The organism is Methylomonas sp. AM2-LC (assembly GCF_039904985.1).
In the GTDB taxonomy this organism is placed as follows: domain Bacteria; phylum Pseudomonadota; class Gammaproteobacteria; order Methylococcales; family Methylomonadaceae; genus Methylomonas.
Genome location: NZ_CP157005.1, coordinates 833,571 through 850,029 on the forward strand (window position 1 = coordinate 833,571; position 16,459 = coordinate 850,029).

At 42.3% G+C, this 16,459-nt stretch carries 18 protein-coding genes and 1 pseudogene; 1 reads left to right on the forward strand and 18 read right to left on the reverse strand.

Annotated features, from left to right (window positions below; translation table 11 throughout):
• Positions 1-62: 62 nt before the first annotated feature.
• The 16 genes and pseudogenes from ABH008_RS03900 to ABH008_RS03975 form a co-directional block, all read right to left on the reverse strand.
• A pseudogene (locus ABH008_RS03900) lies at positions 63-1,478 on the reverse strand (IS66 family transposase); the annotation flags it as partial.
• A gap of 106 nt (positions 1,479-1,584) precedes the next feature.
• Positions 1,585-1,935, reverse strand: a complete 351-nt coding sequence (gene tnpB / locus ABH008_RS03905; protein ID WP_347988045.1) for an IS66 family insertion sequence element accessory protein TnpB — start codon at positions 1,933-1,935, stop codon at positions 1,585-1,587.
• On the reverse strand, positions 1,923-2,225 hold the full coding sequence (locus tag ABH008_RS03910; protein WP_347988046.1) for an IS66 family insertion sequence element accessory protein TnpB: 303 nt from the start codon (positions 2,223-2,225) through the stop codon (positions 1,923-1,925). The genes tnpB and ABH008_RS03910 overlap by 13 nt, the downstream gene beginning before the upstream one ends.
• 124 nt (positions 2,226-2,349) lie before the next feature.
• Entirely contained in the window at positions 2,350-3,312 is a 963-nt protein-coding gene (locus tag ABH008_RS03915) for a hypothetical protein (RefSeq protein WP_347988544.1), read from the reverse strand.
• Complete coding sequence (locus ABH008_RS03920; RefSeq protein ID WP_347988545.1) at positions 3,305-4,069, reverse strand: 4Fe4S-binding leucine-rich repeat protein; 765 nt, start codon at positions 4,067-4,069, stop codon at positions 3,305-3,307. Before ABH008_RS03920 ends, ABH008_RS03915 begins: the two co-directional genes overlap by 8 nt.
• Before the next feature lie 10 nt (positions 4,070-4,079).
• A complete protein-coding gene (locus ABH008_RS03925) occupies positions 4,080-4,346 on the reverse strand; it encodes a DUF6129 family protein (protein WP_347988546.1) in 267 nt (88 codons plus the stop codon).
• A gap of 99 nt (positions 4,347-4,445) precedes the next feature.
• Positions 4,446-4,646 (reverse strand): 4Fe-4S binding protein, encoded by a 201-nt coding sequence (locus ABH008_RS03930; protein ID WP_347988547.1) that lies wholly within the window; start codon positions 4,644-4,646, stop codon positions 4,446-4,448.
• Positions 4,647-4,664: 18 nt separating this feature from the next.
• A complete protein-coding gene (gene nifT / locus ABH008_RS03935) occupies positions 4,665-4,877 on the reverse strand; it encodes a putative nitrogen fixation protein NifT (RefSeq protein ID WP_347988548.1) in 213 nt (70 codons plus the stop codon).
• A 63-nt stretch (positions 4,878-4,940) separates the two neighbouring features.
• Positions 4,941-6,512 carry a nitrogenase molybdenum-iron protein subunit beta gene (gene nifK, locus ABH008_RS03940; protein WP_347988549.1) on the reverse strand — a complete coding sequence of 524 codons (1,572 nt, stop codon included), beginning with the start codon at positions 6,510-6,512 and terminating at the stop codon, positions 4,941-4,943.
• A gap of 133 nt (positions 6,513-6,645) precedes the next feature.
• Entirely contained in the window at positions 6,646-8,133 is a 1,488-nt protein-coding gene (gene nifD / locus ABH008_RS03945) for a nitrogenase molybdenum-iron protein alpha chain (protein WP_347988550.1), read from the reverse strand.
• A 118-nt stretch (positions 8,134-8,251) separates the two neighbouring features.
• On the reverse strand, positions 8,252-9,124 hold the full coding sequence (gene nifH, locus ABH008_RS03950; RefSeq protein ID WP_347988551.1) for a nitrogenase iron protein: 873 nt from the start codon (positions 9,122-9,124) through the stop codon (positions 8,252-8,254).
• A 307-nt stretch (positions 9,125-9,431) separates the two neighbouring features.
• Positions 9,432-10,238: a CHAD domain-containing protein gene (locus ABH008_RS03955; RefSeq protein ID WP_347988552.1), complete on the reverse strand. Its 807-nt coding sequence runs from the start codon at positions 10,236-10,238 to the stop codon at positions 9,432-9,434.
• Between the two features lie 3 nt (positions 10,239-10,241).
• On the reverse strand, positions 10,242-10,979 hold the full coding sequence (pssA, locus tag ABH008_RS03960; protein WP_347988553.1) for a CDP-diacylglycerol--serine O-phosphatidyltransferase: 738 nt from the start codon (positions 10,977-10,979) through the stop codon (positions 10,242-10,244).
• Positions 10,980-11,171: 192 nt separating this feature from the next.
• A complete protein-coding gene (ilvC, locus tag ABH008_RS03965) occupies positions 11,172-12,188 on the reverse strand; it encodes a ketol-acid reductoisomerase (RefSeq protein WP_347988554.1) in 1,017 nt (338 codons plus the stop codon).
• Positions 12,189-12,223: 35 nt separating this feature from the next.
• Positions 12,224-12,715: an acetolactate synthase small subunit gene (gene ilvN / locus ABH008_RS03970; RefSeq protein ID WP_347988555.1), complete on the reverse strand. Its 492-nt coding sequence runs from the start codon at positions 12,713-12,715 to the stop codon at positions 12,224-12,226.
• Positions 12,715-14,451, reverse strand: a complete 1,737-nt coding sequence (locus ABH008_RS03975; RefSeq protein ID WP_347988556.1) for an acetolactate synthase 3 large subunit — start codon at positions 14,449-14,451, stop codon at positions 12,715-12,717. Before ABH008_RS03975 ends, ilvN begins: the two co-directional genes overlap by 1 nt.
• A 234-nt stretch (positions 14,452-14,685) precedes the next feature.
• On the opposite strand from ABH008_RS03975, the gene ABH008_RS03980 reads away from it, so the two are divergent.
• Positions 14,686-15,369 (forward strand): 4'-phosphopantetheinyl transferase superfamily protein, encoded by a 684-nt coding sequence (locus tag ABH008_RS03980; RefSeq protein WP_347988557.1) that lies wholly within the window; start codon positions 14,686-14,688, stop codon positions 15,367-15,369.
• 247 nt (positions 15,370-15,616) lie between these two features.
• On the opposite strand, the gene rpsI is transcribed toward ABH008_RS03980, so the two are convergent.
• Positions 15,617-16,006: a 30S ribosomal protein S9 gene (gene rpsI / locus ABH008_RS03985; RefSeq protein ID WP_347988558.1), complete on the reverse strand. Its 390-nt coding sequence runs from the start codon at positions 16,004-16,006 to the stop codon at positions 15,617-15,619.
• 14 nt (positions 16,007-16,020) lie between these two features.
• Entirely contained in the window at positions 16,021-16,449 is a 429-nt protein-coding gene (rplM, locus tag ABH008_RS03990; RefSeq protein ID WP_347988559.1) for a 50S ribosomal protein L13, read from the reverse strand.
• Between the last annotated feature and the right edge of the window lie 10 nt (positions 16,450-16,459).

The following is a 16,459-nucleotide window of genomic DNA, read 5'->3' on the forward strand; positions in this document are numbered from 1 at the left end:
TAAGTATTGTGTGCTGCCGACTTTCGATAAATACTCAGCATAATAACTGACTGAGCATAATTTTTTCCAAGGGCAATGGGTCGTATACAGTTTTCGACTGGATTATTGTCTATCGGTAGATGTCCTGTTTCAGCATAGCGGATCAGTGCAGGCCATCGTTTTAAGGTATAGTCGATAGCTTTAGCCGAAGCACCGCCGTTGGCGGTATTGATCCGCGATTGCAGTAGCCATGCATGAAAAGCGTTAAGTTGCGGTAGGCTTTTTTCTTGGCGTAATTGTTTCCTCTCTGCTGCAGTCATCTCTTTACCTTCGGCTTCGATTGTATAAAGAATGTTAATACGTTGCAACGCTTCGTAAGCCATCGCACTTTGATTGGCTTGATGCAGATCGAAGAATTTTCTACGCGCATGCGCCAGACAAGCCAACTCGGTGCAGCCTGCGCTTGAGAACAACGCCTTATAGCCGCTATAGTCATCGACCATCAAATGGCCTTGCCAATCGCCCAGAAAGTGGCGGGCATGTTCGCCACCCCGCCCCGTTTGGTAATCGAAAACGATCATGCGTGGCACGTCATCCAGATCATTGCTGCGGTAAGCCCACAGATAGGCTTTGCGGGTTTTGCCTTTGCCAGGTTCAAGCTGTGACACCGGCGTTTCATCCGCATGAAGGGTATTGCCTTGCAAGAGATGCCAGATCAGACGATCCACTAAAGGCCGTAAGGTCACACCGATGCGTCCCACCCAGTCTGCCAAGGTCGAGCGAGAAAGAATCACCTGGTCACGCGCTGCAATCTGTTCCAAACGATAGAGAGGCAGATGATCTTGGAATTTACTAATCATCACCCAAACCAGTAAACCGATGGCCGCCATGCCGCCATCGATAACGGCGGGTAGAATCGGTTCGGCTGTGATGGTTTCGCAAACGCGACAGGCGTATTGTGGGCGAATATGACGGTGAACAAAAAACTTAGCGGGTTCAACGTCTAACTGCTCGGTAATGTCTTCACCGATTTTGACTAAATCTTTGCCACATTGACCACAGGCGCATGACTGGGGTTCGTGACGATGTTCAATGCGGGGTAAATGAGCGGGTAACGGTTGGCGGCCTGCGCGCGGACGTTTGGGTTTGGCTACTGTTTCGCAGGGCTGATCGTCTTTCAGTTGTTCGAGTTCCGCTTCAATCGCGGACATGTCGGTATTCCAGGTTTCCTCAAACAAATCCCGTTGCATGGGCGAAAGGGATTCGCTTTTAACGCTAAAGCGGATACGGCGGTAATAGGCCACTTCATGCGTCAAGGCTTCGATTTTGAAGTCTTTGGCTATAATGGCGGCATCCTTTGCTTTGATGAGTGCGTCTTTAGATTGCAACAGAGCGGTATCGCGTTCGGCTTGCTCCAGTAATGATTGCAGTAAAGCGGCCACCTGCGTTTTAGTCGTGGGATCAAGGTTTAAATGATCAAGTTCAGTCAGCGATTTCATGGGATATATTATACAATAAAAAACCCTTTAACATACTGTAAATACAGGTGTATTTCACAATATCCTCACTGTTTTTTTATCGTATTTTAAGGCTATGAAATCGAATTCAAACCTGCCAATGCGCCTGCGGAATCGCCGACAATCGTTGCCAATCAACACCGGCTATTAACCATTGCCATTGCTCCTGACTCATCGAATAATTCACCGCCGTTGACTTGGGCCAAACAAAATTGCCCTGATGCAAACGCCGCTGACATAGCCAGACTCCCGCGCCATCCCAAACCAATAATCTCAAACGATTACCCGCCCGATTGCGGAACACAAACGCGGAACCAGCGCACGGCGAATGGCCTAGCGCTTGTTGTACAATGAATGACAAACCATCAATACCTCGACGCATATCCACAGGCATGACGGCTAACCAAATTTGCGGCGGACAGGAAATCAATCCAGGCATCGCAGCAACTCTGCCAACCATAAGGCTGAAGTAGACACGGGTAAATCGAGCTGATGGCCTTTGCTATGCTTTAATATAATTGCTCTGTCAGCATCAGATGCTTTACCCGCACCTTGTACCTGAACTGGAATCAAGGCAGGTAGCGATTGATCGAACCGCTTTCGATAATCACACAAGCGTGCTGAAAACGTATTATAGTTAAGCCCCTGTTGCTGGCAATAATCGACTTGCTTTAGACCGCTGCGCTGCCAGTTTTCAATATGACTAATCCACTTACTGGGTAAACTCATTGCTTAATCTCCTTAGAAAAACACTAAGGATGATATTTTTGACTCTATTTAGCTAGATGGGACGGCTGGACGGATACACAGTAAAGCTGACACTCCATATTACATTGCATTTTTGAGCAATACGCTAAATATTATACGGCTTTGCAATCCAATCTCTTAAGATAGCCTCATCACGTTCGGGTAGGTAAGCAAAGTCATTCGATAAATCCCGGTAGACAGATTCAGCGCTGTGCGTAGAAACCAGTTTGCCTTTTACCATATAGAAAAACCAGGCAAACGGATAGCCAGCATGTCTATCGAAGCGGGTTAATATATTACTTAAACTACTACCCTTTTTACCTGCAAAATCTTCAAGATGAGGCAAATTTGTTTTATGGATATTGATAATTTCAACATTGACGATTTGTTCGCCAAAACGTCCGGTATGTCGGTAAGGTTTAATAATCCAGTCATCTGACATGCGAAATTTTTGACCAGCACTGCTGCGGTTCCAATCATCCATAAAACGTTGTACAGGATGCTCTGTAGGATAATGTTCGTTAATTACTTCCATAAATAGATTTACATTCGTTTTACGTCGATAAATATAACGAGAATGTCCTAGACTATAGCTTTCAATACATAAAGGTTGTAAGGGGTCGATAAACTCTTCCAAATCTTCTGGTGGATTATTTTCATTGACCAACATCCTGTCAGTTACTTCTTGTGTTTTATCAATTTCAATCAGAATAAAATCTTCGGCACGGTTACCTGTTTGTACGACGAAACATAAGGTTTTGCCCGTTTGTTTACTGGCAATAAATTTTTGTTCTAAGGTGTAATCAATGAGGGTTTGTAGATTTTGACCACATTCCAAATATGTCCGTTCTACCCATTCAATTAAATCACTTGCAATACGAACACCATTCATATCGACTACACCGCCTAAGCGATACCATTCATCACCCGTATAAGCATGATAAATCGGAAAATCAGGAATCAAACTCTGAAGTTTTTGTAACAAAGCCTCGTCGGTTTGACCAGGTATAATTTTTTTACAACACTCCGTTATTGCTTGTCCGGCTAAGTTAAAGTTCGGCTCAGTCATGATCAAAATTCGTTGATAAGGTTAAATTCAGTCGTTTTTGTGCAATTTCTCGCACATCAGGCTCAGGATCATCCAGCAACTTTGATAACAGTTCTGGATTAACTTTTATAGCCGCCGTATAGCGTACCAACCAATCGCAATCATTGAGTAGTAACTCAGCATCTTCTGCAGTCATTCGCTCAGCAACTATGCGGCGCACATCAGCGCTATTATCATCTGCCATTAATCCTAGGCTAACTTCAGGTAAACGTGTAGCCGTGCATTTACGTACCTGTAAGTCATCATCTTTGATAAAACGGAATAAGCGTCCAGGTGGCAATCGTTTGGCTACTGTAAGTCGCACGATATAGTCTGGGTCGTTTGCAAGTTGTTCAAGAAACTCAAGATCGATACGATCAGCAACTGTCATGCGCACTTCTCGATCAGGATCATTCAACAAGCACTGCAGTTGTTGTGCCGGTAATCTATATGCCACTGCGCGTCTTACGACTTCATCTTCGTCACAAATCAGTGCAGACAACGATTTTATCGGTGCATAGCGGACGGCAATTGCCCTGCGTTCCCAAAATTTATCTTGTAAAAACTTTTCTGCATAGGTAGGATTGATTTTAAAGAAGCGGTCAATCTGACGTCCACTTTCTGCAGAAACGCAGGTATCGCCAGGCATACAGCGGCCCATTAGCAATGTCTTGCTGCGAAACAGACATAAACTACAGTCTGCTATGGGGAGCGTAACAGGAATTTGTTTACCAGACATGTCAATGTCCTTAATCTTCAATCACTTCAGCTATAACAACACCCGTTGCATGTTCGTAATTTCGAGTTAAACATAAACAGTGTTCACGTCCATCAACTAAATACAAATTAAATCCAGGATATTTTAATAGAGGCTCATGTTCAGCTATATCATCTTCCATGCAATAGGTAAAATGAATACCAGGATATTCACTCCTGACGGTACTAATCAAAGTTTCAGATAATGGGAGTTCGGATATTTTTAGGGCAATACTTTCTAGTAATTCAGGATTGATCATAAAGGGGGGCTTCCTGTAAAAAATGGCTACTTCATTGTTTTAAGGCATCAAAACTGAATGCTGAAGTATAGGATACTGTCACAGTATCCTATACATAGATTATGCAACCAACGGTAAAATACAGTTATCTATTGGACAAACTTTAACGCATTGTGGAACGTCATAATCACCATTACATTCGGTACAGGTTTTTTTACTAATTTCAAAAACAATGGCACCTTCCTTAATGGAGTCAGTCGGACATACCGGTTTGCAATCACCACAGGAAATGCATTCTTCAGCAACAATATATAGAGCCATACGGAGCCTCCTTATTATTTATAAACGTTTTGCTTGTAAAGTAAGGGGAAGTTTTGGTGCAGCATCTAATATTTCAAAATGATATCGTGAACCATCACCAAGCACCACTTCGCCACCCCATTTGTCAGGGCTATCAAATTCTAAAGACTCGATGGTTTCTTCCAAATCTTTTTTAGCTACATAAAACAGCAATTTGCCGTCTTCGCGTTTTCTTAACATGACGCTGGGCATCGGTTATCTCCAGATAAATTGATAGGGGCGGGGAATCCGTACCTCCACCCCATTTAAGGCAAACTAGCGAATCAAATCGTAGTTGTAATCGGTGGTACCCATGCCACGCGTATCTTTATCCAGCACTTCCAATACCGAATTGACCAAAGTGGTCAATATATACATGCCACCTTCGTAACCTAAGGTGGTCATGCGATGTAGATGGTGGCGATCGAAAATGGGGAAACCGATACGGATCAGAGGCACTTCAAAAGCTTCTCCTTTATATAAGGTGTCTCTTTGGATGAATTTACCATAAGAATTTCCAATCATAAAGTCAGGTTTATTGGTAAACATTAAAGAGCGAAAATGCCATAAGTCTTTTCCAACATGTACTGTAGCATTTTGCCCATAAGGTGAAGATTTTAATAGTTCTTCACAGGCTTTTTTCCAACGTTTATTGGCACTGTTAACCAATACATCGGTCACCTCAACGCCCAACTCTAGCAAGAATTTTGTCATACCCAAGGCAAAGTCCGCATCCCCATATAAGGCAAATCTTTTTGCATGTAGCCAGGCATGTGAATCGGTCATCATATCGACAAGGCGACCACGTTCAATTTCCAGTGATCTGGGAATTGGTTTCCCTGTAATTTCTGCAACTTTCATTAATAGATTATCAGTCCACTCCAAACCCATAGGTATTTCGAGTTTAGGCACATCATGTTTCCAAGTGGTTTGTAGCAGTTTTTTAGTCTTTTCCAATTGCCAAGGTTGCAACAAAATGGTGTCCATCGCATTAGGAGCATCTTTCACTTCGTCCATCGTTGTGCCGCCAGCATACATGCGGAATTCACCGTCGGCAGGTGTGTCTAATACCTCAGTGGGGTCACTCAGTAAGGTGTAATCGACACCCATTTCTTTCATCATACGATGAATTACACGGAAATTACCTAAGTAGGTTTCAAAGCCAGGTACAAAGTTAATTTTACCGTTGGAGCCGACTTCTTTACCTTCCATGAAATTCAGGGTGAAATAACGCGCTATGCCCTCAAACATATTATCCCAACCCGTCGTATGACTACCCACAAAGCTTGGTGTATGGGCGTAAGGCACTGGATAATCCTGATCGATATGACCTTCTTTTTTAGCGTTATTGATAAACGCATTTAAGTCATCACCAATCACTTCAGCCATACAAGTTGTTGAAACTGCAATCATGGCTGGTTTATAGAGTGCTTTGGCGTTTTCTAAACCAGCAAACATGTTTTTTTGTCCACCGAATACAGCAGCATCTTCTGTCATTGAATCAGAAACACAAGAAATGGGTTCTTTAAAGTGCCGATTAAAATAGGTGCGGAAATAAGCCACGCAACCTTGAGAGCCATGTACATATGGCATAGTTTTTTCAAAACCCAGTGCACAGAGTACTGCGCCCAAAGGTTGGCAGGCTTTAGCAGGGTTAACAGTTAAGGCTTCACGGTTAAAATTCAGCTCTTGATATTCAGTGCTGGTGGTCCATTGAAAAACTTCATCTATGGTTTCTTGCGGATGACGTTCTTCGTAATTTTCCCGTTTGTTAGTTAAATTTTCTTTGTATTCGTCTGTACGGAACAAAGGGTAACTTGCTTGAATATTGTCGACTTGTTGGCTCATGATAATCTCCTGACGTGCCACTAATCTGTGGACTACGCATTGGGGAAAGGTACAATCGGGTTACCCCGACCTTAATTAAGTGATCGGCCTTGCTTAGGTTAGGCAAACACCTAACCTAACGCAGAATGCGCGATTATGCGACTGCTTTTACTGGTTCGCTGTTACTAATATCAGTTTTCCAAGGAGCTTTGATATTTTTCCAACAGGGGTTATTGATAGTCATGTCCATATCGCGGGCAAAGATGGCAAAGCCGTCATAACCATGATAAGGGCCTGAATAATCCCATGAATGCATTTGGCGGAACGGTACACCCATTTTCTGAAAAATATATTTTTCTTTAACGCCAGAACCCACTAAATCAGGTTGCACTCTTTTAACGAATTCTTCAAACTCGTAACCTGTTACGTCATCATAAAGTAAAGTAGCATTACCCATTTCTTTGATGGTGCGGTCATAATCATCGTTATGACCAAATTCGTAACCGGTTCCTACCACTTCCATACCTAAGTCTTCGTAGGCACCAATAACATGGCGAGGACGTAAACCACCGATATATAACATGACACGTTTGCCTTGCAAGCGAGGTTTGTATTTCTCAATTACAGCATTGTATTCAACTTCATAGCGTTTAATGACGCGTTCAGCGCCTTCTTTGATACTGTCATCAAAGTGGCTGGCGATACGGCGTAATGATTCGGCAATTTTGGTGGGTCCAAAGAAGTTATATTCTATCCAGGGGATGTGATATTTTTCTTCCATATGCCGGGCAATGTAGTTCATTGATCGATAACAGTGGATCAGATTGAGTTTAACTTTGGGGGTATTTTCAATCTCTGCAATAGTACCGTCTCCTGACCATTGAGCAACCACGCGTAGACCCATTTCTTCCAATAAAGTACGTGAAGCCCATGCATCACCACCGATATTGTAATCACCTATGACTGCAACATCGTAGGCTGTGCTTTGGAATGTATCGGTTTCTGCGCCGTCACGGGCATCTAGTACCCAGTCGCGAATAGCATCATTTGCTATATGGTGACCCAGTGATTGTGATACACCTCGGAAGCCTTCGCAACGCACAGGTACCACGGTTTTTCCGTGTTCTTTGTGTTTTTGTTTGGCAACCGCTTCGATGTCATCACCGATGAGGCCGATTGGGCATTCTGATTGAATTGAGATGCCTTTATTTAGCGGGAACAAGACCTCAATTTCATCAATAAGTTTGGCAAGTTTTTTATCGCCACCAAACACAATGTCTTTTTCTGTAAAATCAGAAGTAAAGTTCATGGTACCGAAAGCGTTTACGCCAGTGGTACCAACATAATAGTTACGGCGTCCTGCTCTGGAATATTGTCCGCAGCCGACTGGACCGTGTGAGATATGGATCATATCTTTAATTGGCCCCCAAACCACCCCTTTAGAGCCAGCATACGCACAACCACGAATGGTCATTACGCCTGGAAGAGATTTACGGTTGGACGTAATACATTTATTGGCTTTCTCTAAACTTTGATCGTTTACGGCCAAATGTTTGGCACGATCTTTTTGAGCTTTTTCGGGATAGATCTCAAGCACTTCTTGAATAAGCGCTTCGGTCTCTTCTTTGGTCATGGCGGCCATGATAGTATCCTCCTGAGGTCGTGGGTAATCCCCCAACAAACCAGATTTGAATGAATTAGTAGCATGGTGGGCATTCTATCTGCCCACCAATACCAGTCTTTTGACGGTGATAAACTGTTTACGCTACAACAGCTGATTTACCGATCACACTTTCGTCTTCTTCTTCCATCAAGCCGAATTCCATCAGCAGTTCTTCTAATTCATCCATAGTAATTGGGGTAGGGATGACCAGATTTTTGTTATGGAAGATTTTTTGTGCTAATTGACGATATTCATCAGCTTGTTTAGCAGTTGGTTCGTACTCGATAACTGTCATACGGCGAATTTCAGCACGTTGTACAACGTTGTCACGTGGTACGAAATGGATCATAGTGGTACCCATTCTTTGAGCTAATTGCATGATTAGTTCGTCTTCACGAGCTGTTTGTCGTGAGTTACAGATCAAACCAGCCAAACGAACGCTGCCAGAGTTAGCGTATTTAACGATACCTTTAGAAATATTGTTAGCTGCATACATAGCCATCATTTCGCCAGAGCAAACGATGTAAATTTCTTGTGCTTTGTTTTCGCGAATAGGCATCGCGAAACCGCCGCAAACAACGTCACCTAGTACATCGTAGAATACGAAGTCTAGATCATCTGTGTATGCGCCTTCTTCTTCAAGGAAGTTGATGGCAGTAATAACACCACGACCAGCACAACCTACTCCTGGCTCTGGACCGCCGGATTCGACGCATTTAACATCGCCGTAACCCACTTTTAATACATCTTCCAGTTCTAGATCTTCCACGCTACCGGCATCTGCTGCCATTTGCATGATAGAGTTTTGTGCTTTTGCATGTAGAATTAAACGGGTAGAATCGGCTTTAGGGTCGCAACCGACGATCATTACTTTTTTACCCATTTCTGCCAAAGCAGCAACTAAATTTTGGGTAGTGGTCGATTTACCGATACCACCTTTGCCGTAAATAGCACATTGACGTAATGCCATGATGTTTCTCCTCTTGAACGTGTGTTTTGTTGATAGCAATTAAGATAGAGCAATGGTCGTGCCAGTTTTTTTGTTATACTTAACTAATTGTATCTAAAAGGATAAATCTTTTTTTATGTCGAATTGACTTGGTCGCATAAATAACAATTTTGTTTGTACTGTTATTAAACTAACACAAAAAAGATGGTTTTGTTGGGAAGGTAAGCGTGATAGTTATTTGAGAAGATTAATGAGTTAAATCGGTAAATTCAGGTAAATGATATTCGCAAGCAATTGCAACGATACGTTTTGAACTCAAGAAAATCAGTTACCAGAAATTTAATATTATGTCTTGTTGTTGAATAAAGGTCTGCAATAATTCCTGTTGTTGCTTTTGAAAAGCGGTATGAATAGTTTCAGGCATTTGTTGCTTGTAAAATTGTCTTAAGTTGTTGGTTAATACTGCTGAATTTTGAATATTACCCAATAATGTCAGGTGGGATTTAATTTGTTCAAGGGATTTTTTGTTGGAATCAGGTAGTATTGGTTGTAACGTTGAAAGTAAATAACGCAGTTTTTTTACCGATAAACGTAGATGATGAATGGTACTTAAATCGGTTATATCAACATTTTGGTTGCGTGTTAATAAGGTTGCGTAAATTTCATCAATGATCATTAAAATTTCGGCAGCTAAGTTATGATTTTTGCATAACCGTTTGCAAAATAGTGTGGTCTTTTTGAGTTTTTGTTTGAGTTTATAGCTGCGATATTGACTAAGATAGACTTGGCTTTGTAGCAGTAGTTGTGCTTCTTTCCGTGTCAAATACAGATAGAAAGGAACTAGTTCGGGTATATCAATCTGATGTTGGTTAATTTCGAGCAACATCACTTGTGTATCTCGCAATTCATCAAAGCTATCCAGGAGAGTCTTGATAACTTTACGAGCTTTTTCAATAGGCCGTTTTGGACTCAGTGTCTGAATAAGTTGAATGGTGGCTAGTAATTGCCGACTGCAGGTTCTTAAATCGTGTATCGTCTCTGAATTACAGTCATGGCGACAGAGTTTGACTTGCTGAAGGTAAGTATGCCATTGTTGCTCAAAAGCGTTTAATAGAAACTTGCCAGCTGCAGTCATGATTTAGGTTTTGCGGCTTTGTAGTCTTTTTTTTCGTTGCACTAGCGTTATTATCGGACCAGAGATTGCATAAGCCACGGAGACTAAAAATAGCATACGCTGTGGTTGCGCCAGAATGAAACTCACTACTAACATGGTAATAATAGCTACAATGAATGGTACTTTGTTTTTAAAGTCGATTTCCTTGAAACTGGAATAACGGAAGTTGCTCACCATCAATAAACCAGTGGCGATTGTTGTGAGTAGCACCAGATATTTAATGTTTTCTACCTCATAGCCATTTGCTACGCAAAACCATAAACCACCAGCTAAAATAGCGGCCGCAGCAGGACTGGGTAAGCCTTGAAAATAGCGTTTGTCTGCAGTTTCTACTTGGGTGTTGAATCTGGCTAACCTTAAAGCGCCACCCGCCATATGAACAAATGCCGCAAATAATCCAGCTTGTCCCATGCTGGACAAGGTCCATAAATACATCACAATGGCAGGCGCTGCTCCGAAAGACACCATATCTGACAAGCTGTCGTACTGCACGCCAAATTCGCTTTGTGTATTGGTTAATCGGGCAACTCGACCATCAAGCCCATCCAAAACCATAGCAATGAACATAGCAATAGCGGCCGTTTCAAATCTACCATTAATGGCGGATGTGATGGCATAAAAACCAGCGAACATAGCGCCAGTGGTAAATAAATTAGGTAGCAAATAAATGCCACGGTGACGAGGTGGAGGTGTATGTATCATCGCTCTGTCTGCAAAATATTTGTTTTCATTTAGTGTATGCTCACTACAGATTAACATTTGGCAAGTTTTAGTTTTGGTATATTCCAACAGAAATCTAGACGCCAAAATTTTAAGTTTGATCAGTATACAGGGGCAATCACTCCGAGCATAGTCTAAAAAAAAGCCCGTCGCTGACGGGCTTTTTTAAGTAGCTTAGTTTTTACTTTTATCAACGATTTGGTTGGCTTTAATCCAAGGCATCATGCCGCGCAATTTAGCGCCTACCAGTTCGATTGGGTGCTCAGCATTTAAGCGGCGTTTAGCTGTCATTTCTGGGTAGTTGGTTTGACCTTCCAGTATAAACTGCTTGGCATATTCGCCTTTTTGGATATTTTCTAATGCTTGCTTCATAGCCCAGCGACTTTCTTCGTTGATTATTTTGGGGCCTGTAACATATTCGCCATATTCGGCGTTATTTGAAATGGAATAATTCATGTTAGCAATACCGCCTTCATACATTAAATCCACAATCAGTTTTAGCTCATGTAGACATTCGAAATAAGCCATTTCAGGAGGATAGCCAGCTTCTGTGAGTGTTTCGAAACCCGCTTTTACGAGTTCAACGGCCCCACCACACAATACTGCTTGTTCCCCAAATAAATCAGTTTCTGTTTCATCCCGGAATGTGGTTTCAATAATTCCGGAACGACCGCCACCGATTGCAGAAGCATATGACAGGCATAGTGCCTTTGCTTGTCCAGAAGCATCTTGATGGATGGCGATTAAATCAGGTATGCCACCACCTTTGACGAACTCAGAACGCACCGTGTGACCTGGTGCTTTGGGTGCAATCATGATGACATCTAGATCCGCTCGTGGAACAACCTGATTGTATAAAATTGAAAAACCGTGTGCAAAAGCTAAGGCAGCACCTTTTTTGATGTTGGGCTCAATTTCAGTTTTGTAGAGTTGTGATTGAAACTCATCGGGAGTCAGTATCATGACTACATCAGCTGATGCAACGGCTTCTGGTACATCTTTTACTGTCAGTCCGCTAGCAGTTGCTTTGGCGACAGATGCAGAGTTAGCACGTAACCCCACCACAACATCAACACCCGAATCTTTCAGATTGTTGGCGTGCGCGTGTCCTTGTGAACCATAACCTATAATGGCTACTTTTTTATTTTTAATGATTGATAGGTCGGCGTCTTTATCGTAATAAACTTGCATAAGTTTTTTCTCGTTGCTGGGTAAATTTAAAATGGTTATAGGTGTAAGCCTTTTTCGCCTCTGGAAATACCCGTAGGTCCAGAGCGCACGACTTCAATAATGCTGCCGTCTTCAAAGCCATGTACAAAGGCATCTAGTTTGCTTGATTGTCCTGTCATTTCGATTACATAGCTATTTGGGGTTACATCAATAATTTGGCCTCGAAAAATATCAACCATACGTTTGACTTCTTCGCGACTGTCTTGAGTGGTTTTGATTTTAACCAGCATCAATTCGCGTTCGATATGTGCCGATTCTGCCAAGTCAATTAATTTGACGACATCAATGAGTTTATTAAGTTGTTTGGTAATTTGTTCAATGATGTCATCATTGCCGCGAGTAACCAAAGTCATTCGCGACAAACTAGGGTCTTCGGTTGGAGCTACAGTTAAAGATTCGATATTGTATCCACGAGCTGAAAAAAGGCCTGCTACCCGCGATAAAGCCCCAGATTCGTTTTCAATCAAAATAGAAATAATATGTCTCATTAAGATAGCTCCCTGTCAACCGGAGTACCCGGCGCAACTCGCAATTTCATATCGTGATGGCCTTTGCCTGCTTCTATCATAGGATAAACATTTTCAGTTCGATCGGTAATGAAATCCAGAAACACGGTTCTATCTTTCATGGCAAACGCTTGTTCTAATGCACCCCGCACATCTTCCGGTTTTTCAATCAAAATTCCTACATGTCCGTAGGCTTCTGCCAGTTTGACAAAGTCCGGTATGGTATCCATATAAGATTGAGAATAACGACTTTGATAGGAAAACTCTTGCCATTGTCTGACCATGCCCATGTAGCGATTGTTCAGATTAATAATTTTAACGGGTGCATTGTATTGTAATGCTGTTGACAATTCCTGAATACACATCTGGATACTGGCTTCGCCAGTAACGCAGGCAACATCCGCTTCTGGAAATGCCAGTTTAACCCCAATGGCAGCAGGTAATCCAAATCCCATGGTACCTAAGCCGCCTGAATTTATCCAGCGCCTTGGTTTGTCAAATGGATAAAACTGTGCAGCATACATCTGGTGTTGACCTACATCAGAGGTAATATACGCATCGCCACGAGTTACCTCGTAGAGTTGTTCGATGACATATTGCGGTTTTATTAATCGGCTATTCCGGTCATATTCCAGGCAATGCACTGCTCGCCAATTTTGAATACGTTGCCACCAATCATTAAGTGCTGATTTAGCTGGTTTTTGTTTGCTGTCTTTAAGCAGTTCTATCATCAGTTCTAATACGGGTTTAACATCGCCGACGATGGGGATATCAACTTTAACAGTTTTAGAAATTGAGGCAGGATCTATATCAATGTGAATGATCTTGGCGTATGGACAGAACTCGGTTAATTTACCTGTTACCCGGTCGTCAAAACGTGCGCCTATAGCTAATATGACATCGCTTTCGTGCATTGCCATATTAGCTTCATAAGTGCCGTGCATGCCCAGCATGCCTAGAAACTGTTTGTCAGTAGCAGGAAAGGCTCCTAGCCCCATTAATGTTTGGGTAATAGGAAAGCCAAGCAAGTGTGTAAGTTCGGTTAATTCTTTATGCGCTTCGCCTAAAATGACGCCGCCACCAGCGTAAATAATAGGTCGCTGAGCGGAGAGTATCAGTTCAACCGCTTTTTTAACTTGGCCTTTATGGCCAATCAGCACCGGATTGTAAGAACGCATACTTACCTTTTTGGGGTAATGGTAGGGTACTTTAATATTAGGGTCTGTAATGTCTTTGGGTACATCGACTAATACTGGGCCAGGTCGTCCACTTGAGGCAACATAGAATGCTTTCTTGATGGTTTCAGCCAAGTGTCTGACATCTTTAACCAGAAAATTATGTTTGACGCATGGACGGGTAATACCCACCGTATCAACTTCTTGAAAGGCGTCACTGCCGATGACAGGCGAGGGAACCTGTCCGGAAATGATGACCATGGGAATTGAATCCATATAGGCTGTTGCAATGCCTGTCACTGCGTTGGTAGCGCCTGGGCCTGATGTCACCAGCACTACACCTGGTTTGCCGGTTGCACGCGCGTAGGCGTCAGCTGAGTGAGTTGCGCCTTGTTCGTGGCGCACCAGAATATGTTTTACATCATCTTGATGAAAAATGGCATCGTAGATATGTAAGACCGAGCCGCCGGGGTAGCCGAATATAAATTCGACGCCTTCGTCTTTAAGACACTGGACAATGATTTGTCCGCCACTGAGTTCCAATTTAACGCCCTCGAAAAAAACGACTGAATATGAAAAAATGAACTATATATAATGTATTGCTGGTGTTTTTATACCAGCATGATAGTTTACAACAGTTCTGAGTGAAAATTTAATAAAAAAGGTTGAATAAACTACTGTCTTTATGACGTTTCGTCAAGAAATTCCGAGTAATTTGCTGTGTAAATGTGTAAATTTCATGTCTATAACCAATATTTGCAACCGAGTCTTAAGTAAATGCCTGTAGTAGATATCTGGCAGGGTGAGCTAATTGCTGATAACGATTTGATAGCCGTCTATACAGCAATGTTGGATCAGCAAGAACTAACTCGGGCTGCTGGCTTTAAAAGTGCCTTGTTACGCAACAGATTTATTTTGGTGCGAGGTTTGCTGAGAACTACATTAGCAAGCTATTTAGCCGTTGAACCAGCCAGTTTGCATTTTGCAAAAGCTAAATACGGTAAGCCGATTTTGTGTGATCATGCCTTGTATTTTAATCTGTCCCATTCTGCCAATAAGTTGGTTATCGCGGTATCTGATTTGGAGAATATCGGTATTGATATTGAACAAATTAAACCAAGGAACGCTTTGCACGAAATTGCCAGACGGGTTTTGTCGGTAATGGAGTTTACTGTCTGGAGCAGTTTACACATTAGCGAACAATTAGTTGTATTTTATCAGCTTTGGACGAAAAAGGAAGCATTTGTCAAAGCCGTTGGGCGAGGTATGGGGATAGGTCTCGATCAATGTGAAGTCGATATGTTGGCAAATTTGCGTTTTGTCAATATACCTTGTCAATACGGGCATGCGCAAGATTGGAATATTATTGAGTTTGCAGTAGATGTTGGCTTTAGTGCGGCTTTGGTGGTGCCAAATGTTCAGCTAGAAGTTAGAGCAATACGGCTTGATAATAACTTTTGACGATAGGATTTCTTTATCCTAAGTGAGCGTGCATTATTGTGTGAATAAGGGGCATTTAAATTTTAATTGCCAGTTTGTGGATAGAGTAACTTTTGCAATTGCTGTGCTTCTCAAGCGTATCCAACTTTTTTTACATCTGTATTATATCCCTTGAATAGGGAATAAAGCTTTTGTGTCCGTGCGAGAAAGTTTTCGAACACAAAAAAGCCGCTGTATAGCGGCTTTTTTGTGTTCGATTGAGAACCAATTAACGTTTTGAGTACTGTGGACGTTTTCTGGCTTTGTGTAAACCGACTTTTTTACGTTCAACTTCACGGGCGTCACGAGTGACGTAACCTGCTTTTCTTAATGTAGGTCTTAACTGTTCATCAAAAACCATTAAAGCGCGTGTTAATCCATGACGAATTGCACCAGCTTGTCCTGAAGGACCGCCACCAGTAACAAAAATGTTAACGTCGAAATCGCCAGTTTTTCCTAGTAATTCCAGAGGTTGTCTGGCAATCATTTCGTCGGTTTTGCGACCGAAGTATTGATCTACAGGTAATCTGTTGATGGTAAATTGTCCTGAACCGATTGTAGCGTATACGCGTGCGATTGCGCTTTTGCGACGACCTGTGCCGTAGTATTGAGCTGCCATAAACTAGTTACCTGTTATAATTCTAAAACTTTAGGTTGCTGAGACTGATGACCATGCTCGGAACCAGCGTACACTTTTAATTTTTTGAACATGGCACGACCTAATGGATTTTTAGGTAACATGCCTTGTACTGCGGTGGTAATGATCCGGTCAGGAAAAGTTTGTCTAAGTTTACCCAAAGAGGCGGACTTCATATTACCAATAAAGCCTGTGTGGCGATAATACATTTTGTCTTTTTCTTTGTTGCCGGTTACGCCAACTTTTTCTGCGTTAATGACGATAATGTAATCGCCAGTATCTACGTGCGGTGTGTATTCGGGTTTGTGTTTACCGCGAAGACGTCGTGCAATTTCAGTAGCAAGGCGACCAAGCGTCTTTCCTTCTGCATCAATCACGTACCAATCGCGCTTAACTTCTGCGGGCTTTGCACTAAATGTTTTCATCTTTGCTTCT